This is a genomic window from Novosphingobium sp. AAP83 (assembly GCF_001295795.1).
Lineage (GTDB): Bacteria > Pseudomonadota > Alphaproteobacteria > Sphingomonadales > Sphingomonadaceae > Novosphingobium.
On the sequence record NZ_LJHY01000003.1, the window covers coordinates 56,689 to 77,338 of the forward strand.

At 60.8% G+C, this 20,650-nt stretch carries 19 protein-coding genes; 5 read left to right on the top strand and 14 right to left on the bottom strand.

Annotation, left to right across the window (positions count from 1 at the left end; translation table 11 throughout):
• Nucleotides 1–3 precede the first annotated feature (3 nt).
• The 11 genes from xrtA to IP81_RS02065 all read right to left on the bottom strand — a co-directional run bounded on the left by xrtA (nt 4) and on the right by IP81_RS02065 (nt 13,874).
• Entirely contained in the window at nt 4–1,572 is a 1,569-nt protein-coding gene (xrtA, locus tag IP81_RS02015; RefSeq protein ID WP_231626203.1) for an exosortase A, read from the bottom strand.
• On the bottom strand, nt 1,559–2,788 hold the full coding sequence (locus IP81_RS02020; RefSeq protein ID WP_054106307.1) for a TIGR03087 family PEP-CTERM/XrtA system glycosyltransferase: 1,230 nt from the start codon (nt 2,786–2,788) through the stop codon (nt 1,559–1,561). The genes xrtA and IP81_RS02020 overlap by 14 nt, the downstream gene beginning before the upstream one ends.
• Nucleotides 2,785–3,840, bottom strand: a complete 1,056-nt coding sequence (locus IP81_RS02025; RefSeq protein ID WP_054106308.1) for a FemAB family XrtA/PEP-CTERM system-associated protein — start codon at nt 3,838–3,840, stop codon at nt 2,785–2,787. The genes IP81_RS02020 and IP81_RS02025 overlap by 4 nt, the downstream gene beginning before the upstream one ends.
• Nucleotides 3,837–4,718 (bottom strand): XrtA system polysaccharide deacetylase, encoded by an 882-nt coding sequence (locus IP81_RS02030; protein ID WP_054106309.1) that lies wholly within the window; start codon nt 4,716–4,718, stop codon nt 3,837–3,839. The genes IP81_RS02025 and IP81_RS02030 overlap by 4 nt, the downstream gene beginning before the upstream one ends.
• Before the next feature lie 24 nt (nt 4,719–4,742).
• Nucleotides 4,743–5,999: an XrtA/PEP-CTERM system-associated ATPase gene (locus tag IP81_RS02035; protein WP_054106310.1), complete on the bottom strand. Its 1,257-nt coding sequence runs from the start codon at nt 5,997–5,999 to the stop codon at nt 4,743–4,745.
• Nucleotides 6,000–6,017: 18 nt separating this feature from the next.
• The gene (locus tag IP81_RS02040; protein ID WP_054106311.1) at nt 6,018–7,736 is read right to left on the bottom strand and encodes a hypothetical protein; all 1,719 of its coding nucleotides are present in this window, start codon (nt 7,734–7,736) and stop codon (nt 6,018–6,020) included.
• Nucleotides 7,733–8,698, bottom strand: a complete 966-nt coding sequence (locus tag IP81_RS02045; RefSeq protein WP_054106312.1) for an AAA family ATPase — start codon at nt 8,696–8,698, stop codon at nt 7,733–7,735. Before IP81_RS02045 ends, IP81_RS02040 begins: the two co-directional genes overlap by 4 nt.
• 13 nt (nt 8,699–8,711) lie before the next feature.
• Entirely contained in the window at nt 8,712–10,229 is a 1,518-nt protein-coding gene (locus tag IP81_RS02050) for an XrtA system polysaccharide chain length determinant (protein WP_054106313.1), read from the bottom strand.
• 25 nt (nt 10,230–10,254) lie between these two features.
• The gene (locus tag IP81_RS02055) at nt 10,255–10,902 is read right to left on the bottom strand and encodes an XrtA/PEP-CTERM system exopolysaccharide export protein (protein ID WP_054106314.1); all 648 of its coding nucleotides are present in this window, start codon (nt 10,900–10,902) and stop codon (nt 10,255–10,257) included.
• A 213-nt stretch (nt 10,903–11,115) separates the two neighbouring features.
• Nucleotides 11,116–12,342: a pyridoxal-dependent decarboxylase, exosortase A system-associated gene (locus tag IP81_RS02060; protein WP_054106315.1), complete on the bottom strand. Its 1,227-nt coding sequence runs from the start codon at nt 12,340–12,342 to the stop codon at nt 11,116–11,118.
• Nucleotides 12,339–13,874, bottom strand: coding sequence for an acyl-CoA ligase (AMP-forming), exosortase A system-associated (locus tag IP81_RS02065; protein WP_054106471.1), 1,536 nt, complete (start codon nt 13,872–13,874; stop codon nt 12,339–12,341). The genes IP81_RS02060 and IP81_RS02065 overlap by 4 nt, the downstream gene beginning before the upstream one ends.
• Before the next feature lie 41 nt (nt 13,875–13,915).
• Here IP81_RS02065 and IP81_RS02070 point away from each other — a divergent pair, with 41 nt between their 5' ends.
• From IP81_RS02070 to IP81_RS02085, 4 genes are read left to right on the top strand one after another with little or no spacing between them, the layout of a single operon-like run.
• Complete coding sequence (locus tag IP81_RS02070) at nt 13,916–14,908, top strand: GNAT family N-acetyltransferase (RefSeq protein WP_054106316.1); 993 nt, start codon at nt 13,916–13,918, stop codon at nt 14,906–14,908.
• 39 nt (nt 14,909–14,947) lie between these two features.
• Nucleotides 14,948–15,205 carry an acyl carrier protein gene (locus IP81_RS02075; RefSeq protein WP_054106317.1) on the top strand — a complete coding sequence of 86 codons (258 nt, stop codon included), beginning with the start codon at nt 14,948–14,950 and terminating at the stop codon, nt 15,203–15,205.
• The gene (locus IP81_RS02080; protein ID WP_054106318.1) at nt 15,202–15,873 is read left to right on the top strand and encodes a hypothetical protein; all 672 of its coding nucleotides are present in this window, start codon (nt 15,202–15,204) and stop codon (nt 15,871–15,873) included. Before IP81_RS02075 ends, IP81_RS02080 begins: the two co-directional genes overlap by 4 nt.
• A complete protein-coding gene (locus IP81_RS02085; protein ID WP_054106319.1) occupies nt 15,870–16,661 on the top strand; it encodes a hydrolase 1, exosortase A system-associated in 792 nt (263 codons plus the stop codon). The genes IP81_RS02080 and IP81_RS02085 overlap by 4 nt, the downstream gene beginning before the upstream one ends.
• Before the next feature lie 116 nt (nt 16,662–16,777).
• On the opposite strand, the gene trxB is transcribed toward IP81_RS02085, so the two are convergent.
• From trxB to IP81_RS02100, 3 genes are all read right to left on the bottom strand, one after another.
• Nucleotides 16,778–17,746 (bottom strand): thioredoxin-disulfide reductase, encoded by a 969-nt coding sequence (gene trxB / locus IP81_RS02090; RefSeq protein ID WP_054106320.1) that lies wholly within the window; start codon nt 17,744–17,746, stop codon nt 16,778–16,780.
• A 90-nt stretch (nt 17,747–17,836) separates the two neighbouring features.
• Entirely contained in the window at nt 17,837–18,649 is an 813-nt protein-coding gene (locus IP81_RS02095) for a tyrosine-protein phosphatase (protein WP_054106321.1), read from the bottom strand.
• A 36-nt stretch (nt 18,650–18,685) separates the two neighbouring features.
• Nucleotides 18,686–19,057: a hotdog fold thioesterase gene (locus tag IP81_RS02100; protein ID WP_231626204.1), complete on the bottom strand. Its 372-nt coding sequence runs from the start codon at nt 19,055–19,057 to the stop codon at nt 18,686–18,688.
• Between the two features lie 258 nt (nt 19,058–19,315).
• Between IP81_RS02100 and IP81_RS02105 the strand changes: the two genes are divergently transcribed.
• Entirely contained in the window at nt 19,316–20,563 is a 1,248-nt protein-coding gene (locus IP81_RS02105) for an acetyl-CoA C-acetyltransferase (protein ID WP_054106323.1), read from the top strand.
• The last annotated feature ends 87 nt before the right edge of the window (nt 20,564–20,650 follow it).

Here is a 20,650-nt window from a genome sequence, read left to right on the forward strand (position 1 = left end):
GCCCTAGCGGCCCGCTGCGACGCGGTCCATCCACGCGTCAACAGGGCCTGTGGCGTTCAGGAACGCGTGGAGAGAATTATCGGCTGAGGGACGTCCGGACACTTCATCTTCGGATGAAATGATCAGTGTAGCCGTGGTGCGTCTTTGCAGCAGGAACCTGTCTGAAATGTTCTGCAATTTCAGACAGGTATTACTGCCTGTCAGCATCGTGCCAGAACGATAGAATGTTTCCGTCAGGCGATGGACAGGCCCGGCTGTCTGGATGCGGTCCGCTTGACCACCGCCAATCGGGTTGGCCGATCTTTCCCATGCCCATGCACCGTTCAGCGGCAATGCGCCTTGGCCGAATCCACCAGCTTCGCGGCCATCGCTTTGTGCTGCATAAAGCGCGAACGATACGTCAACGGTATGACCCGATGCATCGGCATAACGGCCTAGCACCACATGCTCTGCCCCGGTGTGCAATGGCTGCCAAGGTGCGAGCGGGGTGTAATCGACCTGCTTCCAGCCATTTACTTGCGGCAAGACGATCAGCGATGGCACCGGCGCTTCAAGGCGGTTGGCCCATGCGCCCCAGCCCGTGAATGTCAGTGCAAGCGCAATCATCACGGCAAAGCCTTTACCCGGACTGATGGTGAAACCGGCTACAAGCGCGAGGATCGGGTTGGCATTCACGGCATCGGCATCGATCATCCGGTCATCAATCGCACGATCGAAAAAGCGCCACGCAATCAACATGACAAGCGCCATGACGACAGCGAAGAATATCCAGCCATAAAAGATGTGATCGAAGCCGGCGGCAAAGGCGATGCCGTGGTATTCGGCGATGAAGATCGTGCCCCATGCGCGGACGCCATTGGCGAGAACAGGCATAGCGATGCTCAAGGCCATGAACGCCGCCCGGCGCGGCCACGACCGGAAGCAGACGTTGGCCACAAGCGCGCCATAGGCGATCATTGCGATCAGGAATTTGACCCCGGAACAGGCCTCGGCCACCTCGAAATAACCGGCAGGCGTGGTGATGAACACGCCTTCGATATGCGCTGGCACGCCTGCCACATCGAGCAGGCTCATGGTAATGGATGCGGTAATGGTCTGGAGTGTTGGGATCAGTTCATCGCCTGCGGGAACGAGGAACAACATATAGGCCAGCGGAAAGCCCAATGCTGCCGATGCACGCGGGCCAAGCAACGTCAGCACGCTGGATTGGGCCATCAGGACAACGCCAAGCTGTGTGGCAAGCGACAACCCTGCGAAATGGCCAAGCAGCCAGAAAAAGCCGGCACCGCCAAACAAGACGAGGCCGGGCCACCAGCCTTGCGGGCTGATGCGCAGGACTTCACGCCCCCGCTGCGAGATCAACCACCCGAGAATAAACGGGATCAGCAAGATGTGATTGTAGGTCGAGCTATCCCACCATTGCAGCGCCATGGCGCGCCAATCATCAAAGAACAGCGCGATGTTTCCGGCCCAGACAATGCCCAGCAGCGCAAGCGGGCGTTGCCATTCGCTCGGCAAAGATGCCCATGCCCGTGCGAGCGGTGCTTGAAGCGCGAGGTTATGCGGCTGCACTGGAAGTCTCCGTGCCTTGGAGTCCCAACAGTCCGCCCAGAGGAGCAAGCACATGGTTCCAGCCACATTCGCTGACGACGAACGCCCGAGCAGACTGGCCAATCGCAGCCGCGCGAACCGGATCGTGTAGCAGCGCCAGCGCTTGCCGGGCCAAAGCTTCAGCACCTTGGGCGACGATGAACTCAAAGCCATCACGCGCGGGGATACCGGTTGCGGCTTCGGGCGTGGCGAGGACCGGACGGGCCATTGCCATCGCTTCGAGTACCTTGTTCTGCACGCCGCGCGCGATGGTCAGCGGTGCCACGACAAGATCGGCTCCGGCAATCCACGGGCGCACGTCATCGACTGCGCCGGTCACGCACGTACCGTTAACGCCGTCCAAGGCGCGGACCGATGGCACCGGCGCACGGCCCACGATGTTGAAGCGGGCATCGGAGAGGACGCTGCGGATCGCAGGCATCACATCGCGCGCGAACATTTCCACCGCAGCGATGTTCGGCGGATAGTCCATCTGCCCGGTGAACGTGATTTGCGCCCCCTCACCCGCCATTTCGGGCGACGGCAACACATTGGCAGGATCGAAAAACGCAGTATCGATGCCGTTGCAAAGCGGTTGTAGCGATGGCACCGCCCCCGCAGAGAGCCTTTCGCGGAACAACGCGGTTTCCTCGGGCGTGACCAGCAAGCTGGTGGAAGCGCGGCGCGCAGTGAAGCTCTCGAACCGGCTCAGCAAACGGGCTTCGCGGGCATAAAGCATGCTGACAGGAAAGCGCGCGCCAGCGGCATAGGCTTCGAACTTGGCTGAATCCACATCGACAAAGTCCATCACGACGCGGCCTGCAAATGATGGCGGGACATATTGCGCCATCTGGCCTGAAAACACATAGATCGCACTGATCGGACGCTGGCTGAGCAACCGTGCGATGTAGGCATGCAAAGCTTTGTCAGCAAAGGCGATGAGGCTGACCGGCTTGCCTGTCAGCAGCGCCGCAAACCCCGCCACAGGCAACGAACGCGCGCGACGGACAAGACAATGACTTTGCGCAACGGCGGCCAATTCAGGCTCATGCGCCAGATCGGCGTCATCATCGGCAAAGCACGCGACGTGAACCGGCGCGAGGGATGCGATGTGACGTAGCACATGGCAGGACCGGATCTTGTCACCACGGTCCGGCGGAAAGGGAATGCGATGGGCAAGGAACAGAACCTCGCTCACGCAAGGCCCCGCGCAATGAACGGACCGATGCGGTTGGCAACCGCCAGCGGCAACTTCTGCCACGCCGCGATTTTCGCCTTGTAGCGCGGGCTGAGCGGGTTGACGTCACGCGGAGGCGCACCGTCTGCGGTCCAATTGGCGTAAGACAGCGGCTGCGGTTCAAAACCCCAGTTGCGCTTGAAGTGATAAGCGCCGGTGTTGCTTTTGGAGCGCCCGAAATCAAACCGGTCACAGCCGCGCGCGCGCGCGTGGTTCATCAGCGCATAGTACATCACATCGTTGGCGCGCATGGTGCGGGCCGCAAACACGCCGCCGCCCCAATAAGGCATCACCGCGCCGCGATGATAGAGGCTGAGCACCGAGGCAAGCGGCTGTTCTTCGTGCAGAACGGTGAGGATATCGGCATCGTCGCCAAATCCATCCATCACGGCATCGAACAGCGCCTTGGGAAATACCGGCGTGCCAAGATTGCGCACGGATTCGGCATAGACCGCATAGTGCATCGCGCGCGCTGCGGCATCACGGCCAATGCGCACATCCATGTTGTGCGCCAGCCCGCGCCGCACTTCGGCACGCTGTTTGCGCGGGATGGCGAGCAATTGCTTATCGTCATCGGCGGCAAGAGGATTGACGAAACCGGCGTGGCTATCCTGCTTGATATGCCAATCTGCACCATCCGGCAGTGGTCCGCCGCGCAATTCAAGGCTTGGGCACTGAAGGCGCACCGCCAGTTCCTCGGCAGCGGCAAACAAGGCCGGATCACCCTCACCCACCACGCCACCACCAACGGCAAAGCCGCTGGAGACGAGCGCGCGCCCGAACAACGGGCTGTGTGCTTCATGCAAAGGCAGAACGCTGCGGATTGTGGTGTCCTGTTCGGACAGCAGGATATGCGTGCGATGGCCAGTCGAACGCTCTACCGCATCAAGCCATTCGAGCCGGTGGAACGCAGTCGTATCGGGGTGATCGGCCAGAAAGCGCGCGAGGGCCGGGCGATCGCCCGGATCGGCGAGGCGCACGGCGACGCGCGAGGGCACGAAGGGCGCGTTCATGCCGCCAGCCTTGCAGGCGTGCGCGCCGCTTCAATCGCCGCCACTTCGTCCATCCGCCCCCAACGGAATTCGTGGACCAGCCGCGATAGCTTTGCCGCCATAACATCAAGGTTGGTATAGTGGCGCAGCCGCGATTTCAGCGGGGCGCTGGCAGGGCGCGGCTGATCGGGATCGATTTCCCACGGGTGGAAATAGAACACGGCGGGGCGCTGGTCCCGCAAATTTACCTGCCGGATCGCCCAGCGTGAAACAGAATAGGGCAACAGCCGGAAGAACCCGCCACCGCCCGCTGCCATCCGGCGTCCGGCGACCTCGGCTGTTGTCACCGGAATTTCGATAAAATCGGAACCCTCCACCGGACGGAAGGCAAATCGCGGCGCTTCACGCCAGCCGTAGTGATCGTGCACAATCGGCGCGACCGAGGAGGAGTAAGCATAGCCCTGTTCGGCCAGTACCTCATGCGCCCAAGGCGTGCGCGAATCGATAGAAAAACTGGGCGCGCGATAGCCTGTCACGCGCTGGCCGGTGGTATCTTCCAGAACCTTGCGTGCGCGTTCGATATCGGCAGCAAAGGCATCGCGGCCCAGCGTGAACACGCGGGCGTGATCCCACCCGTGGCTGGCAATTTCGTGCCCTGCATCGGCAATCTGGCGCATCATGGCGGGGTAACGCTGTGCCACCCAACCCAGCGTAAAGAACGTACCTTTCACGTTCGCTGCACCAAACAGCGCAAGGATTTCGGCGCAATTGCGCTCGACCCGGCAATCGAGCCCGTCCCAGTCTTTGCGGTCGATCACCGTTTCAAACGCGCCGACCTGAAACCAGTCCTCGACATCGACCGACAAGCCGTTGAGCACAGGCCCGGACAGCGCGTTCATCCCAAATTCCCCCTATGCGCGGCGTCAAGCAGCAGCGCGCTGGTAATCTTCGTTTTCGATCCACTCGATCAGCATGGTCAGCGTGTGGCGGATCGCCTGCTCCTGCTCAGCCGTGCGCGCTTCGAGAGCAACTATCCGATTGTTGGCTTCGACCAATGCTGCGATAACCTCTTCATCGCCATCGCGCGCTTCCAGCGCGGCAATCCGGCGATGGGCCTCTTCAATCTGCGCCAACAATTCCGGATCAGCCACAGCTTCGGCAACCGGCGCGGGCCGCATATCGGCCAGTTCGATGATCGCTTGTTGCAGCTCGGCAATTTGCTCATCGCGTTCAGCCAAAGCCGCGCGCCATGCAGCATCGTCAAAAACAGGCGCGACTGGTGCGGCAAAAGTCTGCTTGGCAGGCATCTCCACGACCGGTGCTTCACTGGCAGGTACCGGCGTGATGGCAGGCTTGGAGTTGAAACCGCCGTCGCCTGCAAGGTCGGACATCACCGCTTGCAGCAAGGTGGCATCAATGGTCTGGCGCTGCTCAATCGCCGCCATCAACAGCAGACGGTTGACAACCTGGTTGATCCGGCGCGGCACGCCGCCCGTTGCCTTGGCAAGATCCGCGTAAACGCGGGCTTCAAATGCAGGGTTGCCCTTCCAGCCGACACAAGCGAGGCGATGCTCGATGTAAGCGCCGATTTCCGATGGCTCCATCGCATCAAGGTGATGCGAGGCAATGACGCGCTGGCGCAACTGCTCAAGTTCGCTTGAGGTTTGCAAAAGCGTGCGGAATTCAGGCTGGCCAAGCAGCAGTATCTGGAGCAGCGGATGCGCGCCTAGCTGGAAGTTCGACAGCATCCGCAGCTCTTCCAGCGCTTCCACCGAAAGGTTCTGCGATTCATCGACAACCAGCAAACAACGGCGGCCTTCGCGCGCTTCGTGATGCAGGAAAGCCTCGATCTGCGCCAGCGCGGTGGCCTTGTCATGGCCTGCCACTTCAAGCCCGAAAGCGCGCGCCGAAACGTGGATTAGCTCCTCGCCATCCAGCGCCGATGTGACGATCTGCGCTGCTGTCAGGCGTTGCCGGTCAATCGTGGCCATCAAATGCGCGGCCAGCGTGGATTTGCCCGCGCCCACTTCGCCGGTGATGACGATGAAGCCCTCACCCTGCGCCAGACCATAGCCAAGATAGGACAGCGCCTTGCGGTGCGTCCCGCTTTCAAAATAGAAGCGCGGATCAGGGGTTAGCTGGAACGGGCGGCCTGTGAGGCCATAGAATTCATCATACATCGAGGCCGTCTCCGGACATCAGAAAGAATAGCGCAGGCCGACCTGGCCTTGTGCGATTGCTTCGTCTTCAACCACTTTGCGGTTAACAGACACTAAACCGACCGCCGCCGTTGCCACCAAACGGTCGGTCAGGTTGCGGAAGTAGGAGGCATTTGCGCCGATTGTGTTGATGTCCTGATCATCAGACACGCCATTCTGGAACCAAGCGGCATAGGTCGAGAGGGCAAAGCTCGACCGGCGATCGATCGGGCCATTAATGCCTGCGTTAACAAAGTAGCTTTCATCCAGCGTCCCGTTGGCTGCGCCGAGCACCGAATCCTGCCGGGCGATGAAGCTGCGGCGAATGTAACCGCCGCCGACCCCTGCCTGCATCCGGCCAATTTGGTGCGAATAGGTGGCGTTAACGCCGCGCGCACGGAAGACGGATGCTGACACCGATGAGAGCGCATTGTTAATGCAGCCGCCGCTTTGTGAGCCATTGGCGCAGCCGCCGATCTGGCCATTGAACGGATCACGGTTCACTTCAAAATCGGTTGGCAAATCACGCAAGGCGCGGCCCACCTGTCCGCCAAAGCCTGAGATGTTGTCAAATGCGGCAATGCTTAAAGCGCTGCGATCATTGGGCGTATAAGAGAAGCTGCCGTAATAGGTCGTGCTGTCATAACGTCGCCCGATGAAGGCCGAGAGCGCGGTGCGACGGCTGGGCCGCCACATGACACCTGCATCCCATGTCAGGCCTTCGGTTTCATAAGCAATCTGGCGGTCGCGGCTTTTGTCAGTGACGAAGCGGCCATCCGATCCGATCACGCCATTGCCATTGATATCGCGCACAGCATCGCGCGAAGAAACCGTGACGTCCTCATACCCAACCGCGCCGATTACCGCGACAGTTGAAGTGACGGGATAATTCGCCTGAACGCTGGCGCGCATATCACGCACGCGCTGGTCAAGGTTCGAAATATCTTCTTGGAAGAACGAGCCTGTTGCGGTGAGGCCAATCGGCAGCACGGTGCCTGCGGCAATCCCGGCAGAGACTTGTGCCGATTGGGCAAAGGAATCGTCGAAGACTTGGGTGAACGCGTTTGCGGGCGGCGTTTGCGGCGTGGCGCTCTGTTCAATGCGGGTGTACCCCAGCATGTACGAACCGGCCAAAGCCACATCGCCCACGTTGGTTGATACTGCTGGTCCTGCGTAAAGCGAATAGACCTGATTGGAGGCATCGCCATTGGCCACAGGGTTCAGCGACGAGGCACCGTTGCCTTCAAAGCGCGTCCGCACGGCAAGTGCGCCTGCCTCAATGGCCAGTTGGCGCGGAACAAGATCGTGCTTCACACGCGCCAGGCCCGATACCGTATCGCCATTAATGCCGCGATTGTTATTGCCTTGGGCAATCCGGCGCTCATACCTGAACGAAACCGCGCCCTGCGTGCGACGACCATTGAGCGCCATGTCTACCCCTGCCGCAATCGCGGTGTAGGTCAGCACGTCATCGCCGGGGGAGAGTTCATAAAGGACGTTCTGGTTCAGCTCGATATAAGGCTGGATCGTGGTGCGCGCACCGCCCCCTGCACTGCGCGAGGACAAGCCGCCACGCGTTTGCGCACGCCCGGATGAAGCCCCGCTCCCCTCCATCGGTTCATAGGGCATGGACTGCGCGTGCAACGGTTGCGCGCACAAAGCAGCAAGGGCAGCACTGGCAACAAGCGCGTGACGCGCCAGAATCAACGGACGGTTCATTCCTTGTATCCGTAATAAGTGCCGAAGCGGCGGCCCGTGGTGGAAAACCGGGTGCCGTTGAGCAGGAGCTTGATGTCATCACAGGCAGAAAGCAGGTGGACCGCATCGCGCAGCGCAGCCTCACCGGTCATATCGGCGCGCACGATCATCACGGTCTGGCCGACATGATTGGCGAGCACTGATGCGGGCGATGCGGCAAGCGCGGGAGGCGAATCGAAAATGACGATGCGATTGGGCGCATGTGCCGTCAGCCGCGCCAGCACTTCGCCGGTGCGCGATGAGGCGAGATATTCGGTGTCAGAGCCCGTCGCGTTACCAGCGGGCAGCACATAAAGCCCTGCAATATCTGTGCCGATGATGCAGTCTTCGACCGCCATCGACGGATCAGCCAGCGCATCCATCAGACCCGGACCACCGGGCAGCCCGAGCGTTGACAGGACCGATGGCTTGGCAAAATCAGCGTCTACCAACAGAACTTCGTTGTCTTTTTCAGCGGCTATCGAAAGCGCAAGATTCGCTGCACAAAACGTCTTGCCCTCGCCCGGATGGGCGGAACACACGAGGATGCGTTCCCCATGGACAGCCCCCCTGCCCCCACGCGATTCCGCCGCCGTGCGCAGCAATTGCCGCTTCACAATGCGAAATTCTTCAAGCAGGCCAGTGACCGCGCTTTCGGGTTCGATCAGGCACTGTTCGCGCAAATGGGCGCGGTCAATCTTGTGGTAAACGCCATGAAACGGCTTGGCTTCAGGCTGGGTGACAACCGGTTGAACGAGCGTTGGCTGTGTTGCCGGCACCGGCTGTGGCACTGGTTTGACAACCGGTGCAGTCACTGGCCCAGTCACTGGAGGAAGATCCGCAATTGGCGGCCGCGTCAGCGTGCGGAAATCAAAGCTGCCCGATGCCCGCTCGATCAACGAAGGGCCTGAAGGCGGCAGCGGGATTCTGGTCTGGTCGGTCATCGGCCGTTCTCCCTCATGCCACCATGCCGCGCTTCAGCATCTCAATGCCGAGCAAGACGAACAGGACAACGAACAATCCGGCAAAGCCCCCGGCGAACCATTTGAGGCGGCGCGCCCGTTCGCTGCGGGTTTTGCGCGTGATCGCTTCAGATATCGAACCGATCACGGTCAGCCCGGTGGCGCGCTCAAGCTGGCCGGTGGTGGAATAGGCCGATTTGAGCTGGCCGAGCGCGAATGCACCGCCGCAACCTGCGCCAATGCCAACGACCAGCACCAGCGTCAGCAACATCGGACGGTCAGGCGCAGCGGGGCCAGCCGGCATCGTTGGCGGATCGATCACTTCAAACTTCACCGCATCGCGCTCGGTTTCCACTTGCCCGCGCAGGCGCAGTACCTCACGGTCACGCAGCAGTTTGTCGTATTGCTCTTTGAGCACATCATAATCGCGGCCAATGCGTGACGCTTCGGCAGCGATGGCCGGTTCGCCATATTGCTGCGCTGAAAGCCGCGCGACTTCGGTCATAAGCGAAGCCTTGCGCGATTGCAGCGCAACGAGGCTGGCTTCGCGATCCGCCTTGATCGAGATCAGCGAGCTATAGGCAGGATTGGGTGCTCCGCCTCCGGGGCCTTCGACGCTGGCAGAGCGCTGAAGCGCGGCGACTTGTGCCTTTGCCGAGATCACATCGGGGTGGCTATCGGTCAACCCGCGTGCGCGCATTGAGCCAAGATCGGACAGAGCCTGCTGCAAAGCGCCCTTGGCTCCGCCCGCAACACCGGGCATCGCAATGGTTTGCGGGGTGCCCGAAAGCTGCCCGTTGATCGATGCCAGCGCGCTTTGCGCGGCAAGCAGGTTCGATTCAATATCACGCATTTCACCGCGCGCCGATTCGATCTTGGTCGTGACCGAGCCGCTGCCGGGGATCATATCGGCGTTCTTGGCTTCAAATTCCGTACGCTTGAGCTCGGCTGCTTCAAGCGCCTTTTTGCGGTCTGACAACTGCTGGTCAAGGAATGCCAATGTCTCGGTCATTTCCCCGCGACCACCTGCCAGATTTTCCTCGCGGAAGATGTCGATCATCTTCTGCACGATGTCCTGAGCCAGCTTGGCGTTTTCGCCATCATTGCGACCTCCGCCACCCGCCGTGCCGGTGATCTGGAAAAGGTTGTCCTGCTGGCTCACCACCGAAATGCGTTTGCTCAGACCAGCAACCGCCGCCTGCATTTGCTTGTCATCGGTCACGCTGTCGCCAAGCCGCGTTGCGCGGATGACCTTTTCGAGATTGACCGAGCTGGTCAGCGTCTGACGCACACGTTCAATGTCGCGCTTGCGATCACCGCCGATGCCGATCTGGTCTGCCAGCACATCATCGATCTGCACGAAAATGCGCGCTCTGGATTCATAGCTGTTGGGCACCATGGCCACGATCAGCCAGCCAAGCATGCAAACGGCCCAAGCAAGACCCAACGCGATCCAGCGGCGAAGCCAGATGCCGTGGAGCGCAATGCGCACTTCTTCGTAAATGTTGGTCATAGCCGCCGTGTTCCCCGCCCGCTGCTCAGAACGAGCTTTCGGGGATGATGATCACATCGCCCGGCATAAGGAGGACATTGGCCTTGGTATCGCCCTTGCGCAGCAAGTCACCAATGCGCACGGCGTATTCTTTCTGGTTGCCCGATTGCTTGTCGAACCGGACCAGCCGCGCCTTGTTGCCAGCGGCGAATTCCGAAAGACCGCCTACAGCGATCATGGCGTCCAGCAGCGTCATATTGGCGCGGAACGGGATAGAGGCAGGCTTTTCAGTCGCGCCCACGATCCGCACTTGCTGGCTGAAGGTACCGGCAAACTTGTTGACGATGACCGAGACGATGGGTTCCTGAATGTACTGCGACAATTGCAGCTTGATATCTTCCGACAACATCGACGGCGTCTTGCCCACAGCGGGCATGTCGGTGATCAGCGGCGTGGTGATGCGCCCGTCAGGGCGGACCTGCACCGAAGCGCCCAGTTCAGGATTGCGCCAGACGAAAATGGTCAGTTCATCCAGCGGCCCGATCACATATTCTTCGCCTGGACCTTCTTGTAGCGCAACGAACGAGGCAGGCGGCAATTGCTGCCCGCCGCCAACGCCGCCGCAACCCGACAGGGCAAGGCTCAACATAGCCGTGCTGGCGAGAATACGGGTAACGCGCGAATTCAAAGGCATGGCCTATCCTTGTATTTTGCGGCGCCTCGCTCCCCCTGCCGCACACACGTGCAAGGGGCACAACACCGCAATTCATTCTCGGATATCGCCAAAAAGGGTGAATATTGCGTTAGCTTTGATTGCAGATATGGCCGCGACCGGCAGGAATTTGCCGCTGTCCCAAAACGGGACCAGTGGCGCGGAAACCTTTAACGCTAGTGCAGCATTGCTTTGTTAAACAAGGATTTCCCGCGCTGGACCTTGGCCCAGAAACATCGCTGGACTGGCACTGGCACCATAAGCGCCGGCACAAAAAATCGCCACAAGATCGCCCACATCGGCGCGCGGAAAGCCACCTTTATCGGCCAAGCGGTCCAGCGGCGTACACAGGCAGCCAACGATATTGGCCTCTTCTTCTACCGCTGCGTCATAGCGTGTGGCGATGGCGCTGGGGTAATTGCGGCGCACCACCGTGCCGAAATTTCCGCTAGCGGCGAGCTGGTGATGCAAGCCGCCATCGGTGACGAGATAGACCTCGCCGTGGCTTTCCTTGCGATCCACGATTTGCGCAAGATAGACACCCGCCTCGCCAACAAGATAGCGGCCCAGCTCCATTACGAACGCGGTATCTTTCAACACGTCTGGCAGATCGGCGAAACGCTCGGCCAGAGCGGCCCCCACTTTGCCGATATCCACCGGCACATCACCGGGGAAATAGGGAATGCCGATGCCGCCACCCAGATTGCACTTGGGCAATGCAGCCCCGGATTCTTCAGCAAGCCGCGCCGCCAGCGCCAGCGTCTGCCCCTGCGTTTCGATGATCGCATCGGCGGAAAGTGCCTGACTTCCTGCGAAAATATGGAATCCGCGCCAATCGGCTCCTTCAGCAATCAACCGGCGGGCGAGCGCGGGCACGCGGGCTTCGTCTATGCCGAACGGCTTGGCCCCGCCGCCCATCTTCATCCCCGATCCTTTAAGATCGAATTCGGGATTCACCCGGATGGCGAGTTTCGGCGTAATGCCAAGGCGGTTGGCAATGTCCAGCGCGCGGGCAGCCTCCCCTTCGGATTCAAGGTTCAGCGTAGCGCCCGCCGCAATCGCCGCTTCCAGTTCTGTGTCACGTTTGCCCGGCCCGGCAAAGCTGACCCGCGCCGGATCGATCCCCGCCGCCTGCACAATCGCCAGTTCCCCGCCTGAGGCAATATCAAAGCCATCTACCAGACCGGCCATGTGTTCGAGAACCGGCGCAAACGGGTTCGCCTTCACGGCATAATGAAGCGCCAAGCGATCCGGCATGGCCGCGCGAAGTTCCGCAACGCGTCGGGTTAACATCTCACGCGAATAAACAAACAGCGGGGTTCCGCCAGCTTGGGCAACCAGGGCCGTTGCCTTATGTCCGGCAATCGCCAATTCGCCGTCGATGGCAGCAAAGCCTGAAGGGATCGGGCCAAGTGGTTTCATGAAGTGGCATCTCCTGCGGCGAGTTCTGCCGCCAAGGCAACACGGTCCAGCTTGCCGTTGGGGCTGACCGGCATCGCATCGCGCCAATGCACATGGCGCGGAACCATGAAGTTGGGAAGCGCCCGGGTAAGCGCGGGGATCAATTCTGCTCGCGCCGCCGCTTCATCGCCCGAAGCGCGCACAACCAGGTGGATCGCAGCGCCCAATTGCGGGTCAGGCAGGCCCAAAGCCACCGCTTCTGCGACAAACCCGGTCGCAACAGCGGCCTCTTCCACCTCCTGCGGGCTAACGCGGTTTCCGCTAGTCTTGATCATCGCATCACGCCGCCCGACGAAGTGCAGCAACCCTTGCGGATCGCGGCGCACGCGGTCCCCCGACCAGACCGCCATGCCACCCAGTTCAGAGAAGGAAGGCGCAGGCTTAAAGCGTTCAGCGGTGCGCTGCACATCCTGCCAATAGCCTTGCGCCACCAGCGGGCCGGTGTGGACCAGCTCGCCCTCTTCATCAGGCGCGGCGGCTTGGCCTGCATCATTCACCACAAGGATTTCGGCGAAGGGAATGGCTTTGCCGATTGAGGTAGGGTGTTCGTCCACCAACGCGGGATCGAGGTAGGTTGAACGGAAAGCTTCGGTGAGGCCGTACATCGGATAAAGATCGGCTTGCGGAAATTTGCGGCGCAGCGCCCGGACCAGCGACGGAGTGAGCGCGCCGCCACTGTTTGTAAGGCGTGAGAGATGCGCTGCTGTTTCTTGCGGCCAATCGAGTTCGGCCAATTGCAGCCACAGCGGCGGAACAGCCGCAATCGTGGTGACACCATAGCGCGCGACAGATTTCACCACATCGCGCGGCGTCAGGTAATCCAGCGGCACCACCGAGCCACCGGCATACCACGTTGAAAGCAACTGGTTCTGGCCGTAATCGAAGGCCAAGGGCAGCACGGCCAGCACGCGGTCTTGTGGCTGGACTTTGAGATAATGCGCCACACTCACCGCGCCGAGCCACAAGTTGGCCTGGCTGAGCATCACGCCCTTGGGCCGTCCGGTGGAACCGCTGGTATAGAGAATTGCGGCAAGGCTATCGGGCGCGGCATCGGACGGCGGCACGATGGTGCCCAGCGCTTCAGCCTCTGCCCAGACGGTCGGCTCCTCGCGCACCGGGCACAAAGCATCGCCCGTTTCCAGCGTATCAAGCCGCGCTTTGTTGGCGAGCAACAGCGATGCGCCGCTATCACCCAAGATATGCGCCACTTGTGCGCGTTTGAGCAGCGGGTTGACTGGCACATGCACCAGCCCTGCCCGCACCGCCGCCAGAGGCATCAGGCACGCAAGTTCGGTTTTGGGCAACCACGTGGCGATCCGGGCACCCGATTGCGGCACTTGCGATTTTAGCCAACCCGCAAGCAATCCTACACGTGCATTTAACGCTTCGAAGCTAAGCGTGTGGTCCTTGAGCACCAGCGCAGGGGCATTGTCGCTCCCGCGCAAGGCAAGATGATCAAGCGGATACACGGTAGGATCGGGTTCGGCGGGCACGCGGTGAATCTCGAAATTTTGGATCAAAGGACGGTTGCGAATTGGACGTCTATCACGCCAGTCTTAAAGAAGCGCAAGCGGACCTGCGTGCTATGGCGGTGGCGTACGGTTCCCCGTTCGAGCGGCTCGACTGGCTGGCACTGCTTGCCGATACCTGTCTGGATCCCGCAAAAGCCCGCGTATCCATCGCAATCGAGGGGCCTCGCGTTGCCCTGCTGCCCTGGCGCGAAGAGCATGGGCAGATCGAAGCACTGGCCAATTGGTATAGCTTTTTTGTGCGTGCCGCAGGAGATAGTGACCTTCTTTCAGACATTGTGCGAAGCTTGCCCCATGGCCGCGCGTGCTTTGCGCCGATGCCGCAAGCCGATGCGCAGGCGCTGACAACTGCGATGCGTAAAGCCGGATGGGTTGTGCTTTGCGAACCGTGCGATGCGAATCACGTGCTTGAGGTCAAAGGCTGCTCTTTTGCCGAATACTGGGCATCAAGGCCCGGAGCCTTGCGCGAAACCGTGCGTCGCAAGGGCAAAAAGGGTGAAGTCACTTTGCGCATCGCCACTGCATTTTCCCAAGCCGATTGGGACGCTTACGAGACGATCTACAGATTGAGTTGGAAGCCCGGCGAGGGCAGCCCCGATTTCCTGCGCAAATGGGCGCAGATGGATGGCGATGCCGGGAGGCTGCGGCTGGGCATTGCCGAAATCGATGGCCAGCCGGTGGCCGCACAGTTCTGGACCGTTGAGGGCGGAACCGCCTTCATTCACAAGCTGGCGCATGATGAACACTTCCGTAAACAATCGCCCGGAACGCTGCTGACGGCGGCGATGTTTGCCCACGTGATTGACTCAGACTGCGTGGATCTGGTCGACTTCGGGACGGGCGATGATCCCTATAAGCGTGACTGGATGGACACCGTGCGCACACGCTGGCGGGTGCGGGCATGGCGGCTCGGTTCTGTCCAGCACTGGCCTTCGCTGGTGCGCGCTTTTGGGCGGCGATTGCTCCAAGGTCTTGTTTCTGCGAACCGGCGTGGTTAAGGGCGCAACGAAACGTCCTCTTTCATGTTCAGGACCCCGATGACCAGTACCGACAGTACCCTGCGCGCGATCCTGCAAGACGTGCTTGGCCTCTCGGCTGAGCGTGTGGCCGCATTCGATGCCTCAACCGGCCTGTTCGGCGATCTGCCCGAGCTTGATTCCATGGCTGTCGCAGGCTTGCTCACGGAAATCGAGGACCGGCTAGACATTGTGATTGAAGACGATGAAGTTGATGGCGAATTGCTAGAAACCTATGGCAATTTGCTGGCGTTTCTGGAAGCCAAAGTGGTCGCGTGATTGCGGCGTGGCCCTGCTCTGGCCCTTCTGGCCTATGCGAGGAATATGCACTGGCATTTGATCAGGGGCGTGGTCGCCGCGTTCTGATCGTCCCAGCCCTGTTCGATGAAGCCAACCGCATGCGGGGCATGCTGGTCGATACCATGCGCCTGCTCGATGAGGCAGGGATCGACACATTCCTGCCCGATCTGCCGGGCTGCAATGAAAGCCTGCAGAGCTTCACCGCGCAGAGCCTGCATAGCTGGCGCGCGGCGATGGGGCAGGCGGCGCAGCACTTTGGCGCAAGCGATGTTCTGGCCGTGCGCGGCGGCGCGCTGGTCTATCCCGGAACGCTACCGGGATGGGTTCTGGAACCTGCCAAGGGACCATCGATCCTGCGCCAGTTGATCCGCGCCCGCACAATTGCCGCGCGCGAAGCGGGACATCACGAGGACAGTGCGGCGCTGCTGGAACAAGGCCGCGATACGGGCTTGGAACTGGCAGGCTATCGCTGCGGGGCTTCGCTGATCGCGGGCTTGCAGGACGCTTTGCCGCAGATCGAAGGCCAGCGGATCGTCATGCAGGCCGAACTTGGCGGCGGCGGATTATGGCTGCGCGCGGAACCTGCCGCGGCGCCGGAGCAATCGGCAGCGTTGGCGCGGTTGATCGCAGCGGATCTTGACGCATGACGACGCGGCGGCATCTGACTTTTGCCTGCGAAGGCGCGACGCTGGTCGGCACACTCGACATTGCTGAAGCGAGCGGGTCTGTAGGGCTGCTGCTGGTTTCTGGCGGGAATGAACTGCGCGGCGGCGCTTGGGGTGGTCAGGCACAACTCGCGGCACGATTGGCGCAGCAGGGCTTTCCGGTGTTCCGCTATGACCGGCGCGGGGTGGGCGATAGCGAGGGCGACAACCCCACGTTCCGCCATTCCGGGCCGGATATTGCAGCCGCCATCGCCGCCTTTCGCAACCATGCACCGCATGTTTCGCGCGTGATCGCCTTCGGAAATTGTGATGCGGCGGCGGCCTTGATGCTGTTTGCGCATGGGCTGGCGATTGGCGGTCTGGTGCTGGCCAATCCATGGACAATTGATGGCGAAGAAGCGCCGCAAGCCATGCCAGCCGCTGCAATCCGAAGTCGCTATTTGGCCAAGCTCACCAACCCGCGCGAGGTTTTGCGCTTGCTGACGGGCGGGGTCAACCTTGCCAAACTGGCCAAGGGATTGCGCGGAGCTGCGGCTACAAAAGCCACGCCTTCCGGCTTGATGGCAGAAATGCAGGCGGGCTTGGCCGCATTTGCCGGTCCGGTCGCGATCTTGCTGGCGAGAGGGGACCGGACGGCGCAGATGTTTGAAGCGGCATGGAACACGACTGACCCACGCATCCAACGGATCGACAGCGCATCGCACAGCTTTTCGGATGACGCAGCGCGCGAATGGTTGTTCGCGCGCCTGGTTGAAATGCTGGAAGGCTGACTACTCCCATTCGTTACTGCGAGCGGAGCGAAGCAGTCCAAAGGTTGCTACCTGACGCTCTGGACTGCTTCGCTGCGCTCGCAGTGACGAACGAAATCCGGGACGAAGTGACGATATCAGGCCGGAACTGCCTGCGTCGCTTTGAAATCCAGATCGGCAAGAAAGCGTTCGGAATCGAGCGCGGCCATGCATCCGGTGCCTGCTGCGGTTACGGCTTGGCGATAGACATGGTCCATCACATCGCCGCAGGCAAACACGCCGGGGATCGCGGTCTTTGGCGTGCCGGGCTCGACGATGATGTAGCCGTTTTCATCGAGTTCGAGCTTGCCCTTGAACAATTCGGTTGCGGGCGCGTGGCCGATGGCAACGAAGGCACCATCGGTCTCGACCACCGATTCCGCGCCGGTCACCGTGTCGATCACCTTCACGCCGGTCAGGCCCTTGCCCGTCTCACCGACGAAGCTATCGACCTTGGCATTCCACAGCACTTTGACATTGGGGTGCGCAAACAGCCGGTCTTGCAGGATTTTTTCGGCGCGCAATGAATCGCGACGGTGGATCAGCGTGACGTCCGGCGAATGGTTGGTAAGGTACAAGGCTTCTTCAACAGCCGTGTTTCCGCCACCGATCACCACAACCTTCTTGCCGCGATAGAAGAACCCGTCGCACGTGGCGCAAGCCGACACGCCCTTGCCCGAAAACTCCTGCTCACCCGGAGCGCCGAGCCATTTGGCCTGCGCGCCGGTGGCGATCACCAGCACATCGCCTTCATAGATATCGCCGCTATCGCCGATCGCGCGGAAAGGAGAGCCATCCATACTGACTTCGAGCACCGTGTCCCACATCATGCGCGTGCCGACGTGTTCGGCCTGAGCCTGCATTTCCTGCATCAGCCATGGGCCTTGGATCACGTCGCGGAAGCCGGGATAGTTTTCAACGTCGGTGGTAATCGTCAACTGCCCGCCCGGTTGCAGCCCCTGCACCACGATGGGTTCCATGCCCGCACGCGCGCCATAAATCGCGGCGGAAAGGCCAGCGGGGCCTGAACCGATAATGAGCATGCGGGTCTTGTGCGTCGTCGCCATGAAAATTCCTCCACTGGGCTGGCGAGATAAGGTGTGGCCAGCGCAAAAGCGAGTCTGAGCCCGCCGCTTTTTTGTGCATTGCTTGCGGCCTTAGGCCTCGACCAGCCGCTGCTCCATTGCTTCGACCATCTGCGGGGTGACGCCTAGCACATCGCGGGCATAGGCTTCGACAGAGCCGTGGCGCTCGGTCATCGTGCCAAACGATCGGTCGAGGAACGCGGCGTCCACGCCCATAAGCACCCGCAACGCGGCATCTTCCATGGTTGGCCCGAACCCGGCGCGCACGTGTTGTGCGCCAGCGGCGATCCGCGCTTCGGGATCACCGGCGGTGTTGGTCAGGAGGTAATCGTCGGCAATGTCATCGTGATGCACGCCAAGCAGCTTATGCACCAAGGCCGCGCCAACCCCGGTGCGATCCTTCCCCGCAAGACAGTGCAACAAGCTGGGGCTATCACGCTCGGCCAGAGCCTGCATGTAAAGCCGGTACGTGCCGACGAGAACCGGCTGGAATGGCAGCGTCGTGTAAATGCGCAGCATCGCGCCATGGGCTTCTTGCGCGGTCCTGACGTTAAATGCCGCGTGTTCGTGCACCGCCTTGCCATGCCCACCGGAAGTCTCGCCGGGATGGAACAGCACTTCGCCGCCAAACGCATCGTGGCGCAAGCACGGATAAGACGCGCGTTCGCTATCACCGCGCAGATCGATCACAGTCCTTATGCCCACGCGATGGACCAGCGCCAAATCATCGGGCGAGGCATCGCAATGCTGGCCTGATCGCCACAACATGCCCCGGCGCAACTTCCCGCCCCGCGCGCCATAGCCGCCAAAATCGCGGAAGTTGTGAATGCCCTTCATGGGTAGCAACCGGTCTTGCGGGGAAGCTTGATCCCTTGCGCTGCTCATCAGATTATCCTTTTGCGAAGCGTTTTCGGATGCAGTTTACTTGCGGTCAATCGGGATAACCGCGAGCGTCAACCGCGAGATGCAAACCAGCTTGCCAGCCTCATCCTCGATCCGGATCGACCAGACATGTGTGGTGCGACCCAAGGCCTCCGGTCGCGCTGTGGCATAGACCCAGCCCTCGCGCACCGGGCGGAGATGGTTTGCATTGATTTCAACGCCCACCGTTACAAACCGGTCAGGATCAACCACCATCGCACCACCCATCGAACCGATCGTCTCGGCCAGCGCAACCGATGCGCCGCCATGCAATCTACCAAACGGCTGGTGCGTGCGGTGATCAACCGGCATCCGCGCCTTGACCCAGTCTTCGCCGCAATCGACAAATTCAATGCCGAGATGTGCCGGCATGGAACTGCTGCCAAGCCGCGTAAGCCTTTCTATCGCTGGCTTTTCACCATTCCACCAAATCATATCCAACCTTTCCGGTCATAACTTTTGCGCGCTTGGCTTAGCCCACCGGCTGAGTGGAATTGGTGTTGCCTAGCGCACAACGCCATCCACCGCTGACACGGCGGGATGATCCTGTCGAGCCATTGAAATTCAACTTGCACCTGCCCCATATACTCATTAATCGAACGATTAAATAAACAATACGGAGAGTTTGCGATGCCGGAAGCCTATATCATCGATGCTGTTCGCACCCCGCGCGGCGTGGGCAAGCCCGGCAAGGGCGCGCTTTCACACCTTCACCCGCAGCATCTGGCTGCAACGGTGCTCAAGGCCATCAAGGACCGCAACAACCTTGATACAGCAACGGTTGATGACATCATCTGGTCCACCTCGACCCAGGTACGCGAACAGGGCGGCGACCTTGGCCGCATGGCGGCTTTGGCTGCGGGCTATGATGTGGCCGCCAGCGGCACCACGCTTGACCGGTTCTGCGGTGGCGGCATCACCTCGGTAAACCTGGCGTGCGCTTCGGTAATGTCGGGCATGGAAGACTGCGTAATCGCAGGCGGTACCGAAATGATGAGCTTCACCATCGCACACGGCGCGCAGCAAGCAGCCGCAGGAATCAGCCCACTCGGCATGGGCTCGGGCAATATGGCGCTCGACGCCGTGCATCCGCAATCGCATCAGGGCATTTGCGGCGATGCGATTGCATCGATGGAAGGCATCAGCCGCGAGGCGCTGGACGCGCTGGCACTGGTCAGCCAGCAGCGCGCCGACATGGCGATCAAGGAAGGCCGATTTGCCAAATCGACCGTGCCTGTGCTGAACGATGACGGATCGGTTGCGCTGGATCGCGAAGAATTCCCACGGCCTGAAACCACCGCCGAAGGCCTTGCCGCTTTGAAGCCAAGCTTTGCCGGCATGGCCGATTTCGATCTCGGCGGGACAACATTCCGCAAGCAGATCAACCGCCGCTATCCCGATCTTGAGATCAAGCACTTTCACCACGCGGGCAATTCATCGGGCGTGGTCGATGGCGCAGCGGCTTTGCTGATCGTGTCGCCCGCCTATGCCGAAAAGCACGGCCTGAAGCCACGCGCGCGGATCGTCGCTTATGCCAATCAGGGCGATGATCCTACGCTGATGCTCAACGCGCCAGTCCCTGCGGCCAGCAAGGTTCTGGCCAAAGCTGGCCTTTCCAAAGACGACATCGACGTTTGGGAGATAAACGAGGCTTTCGCCGTCGTCGCTGAAAAGTTCATCCGCGATCTCGATCTGGACCGCGCCAAAGTGAACATCAATGGGGGCTCGATGGCGCTGGGTCATCCCATTGGTGCCACCGGTTCGATCCTGATCGGCACAGCATTGGACGAACTGGAGCGTTCAGGCGGACGTTATGGCCTTGTAACGATGTGCGCAGCAGGCGGCATGGCCCCTGCGATTATCATCGAACGCATCTAACGAATTCAAATTCTGTCTGTTTTTAAATTGAGGCTCCTCTAAAAAGGGGAGCCTTTTTTGCTGATTAAGTTGCACTTGTTACGGCCC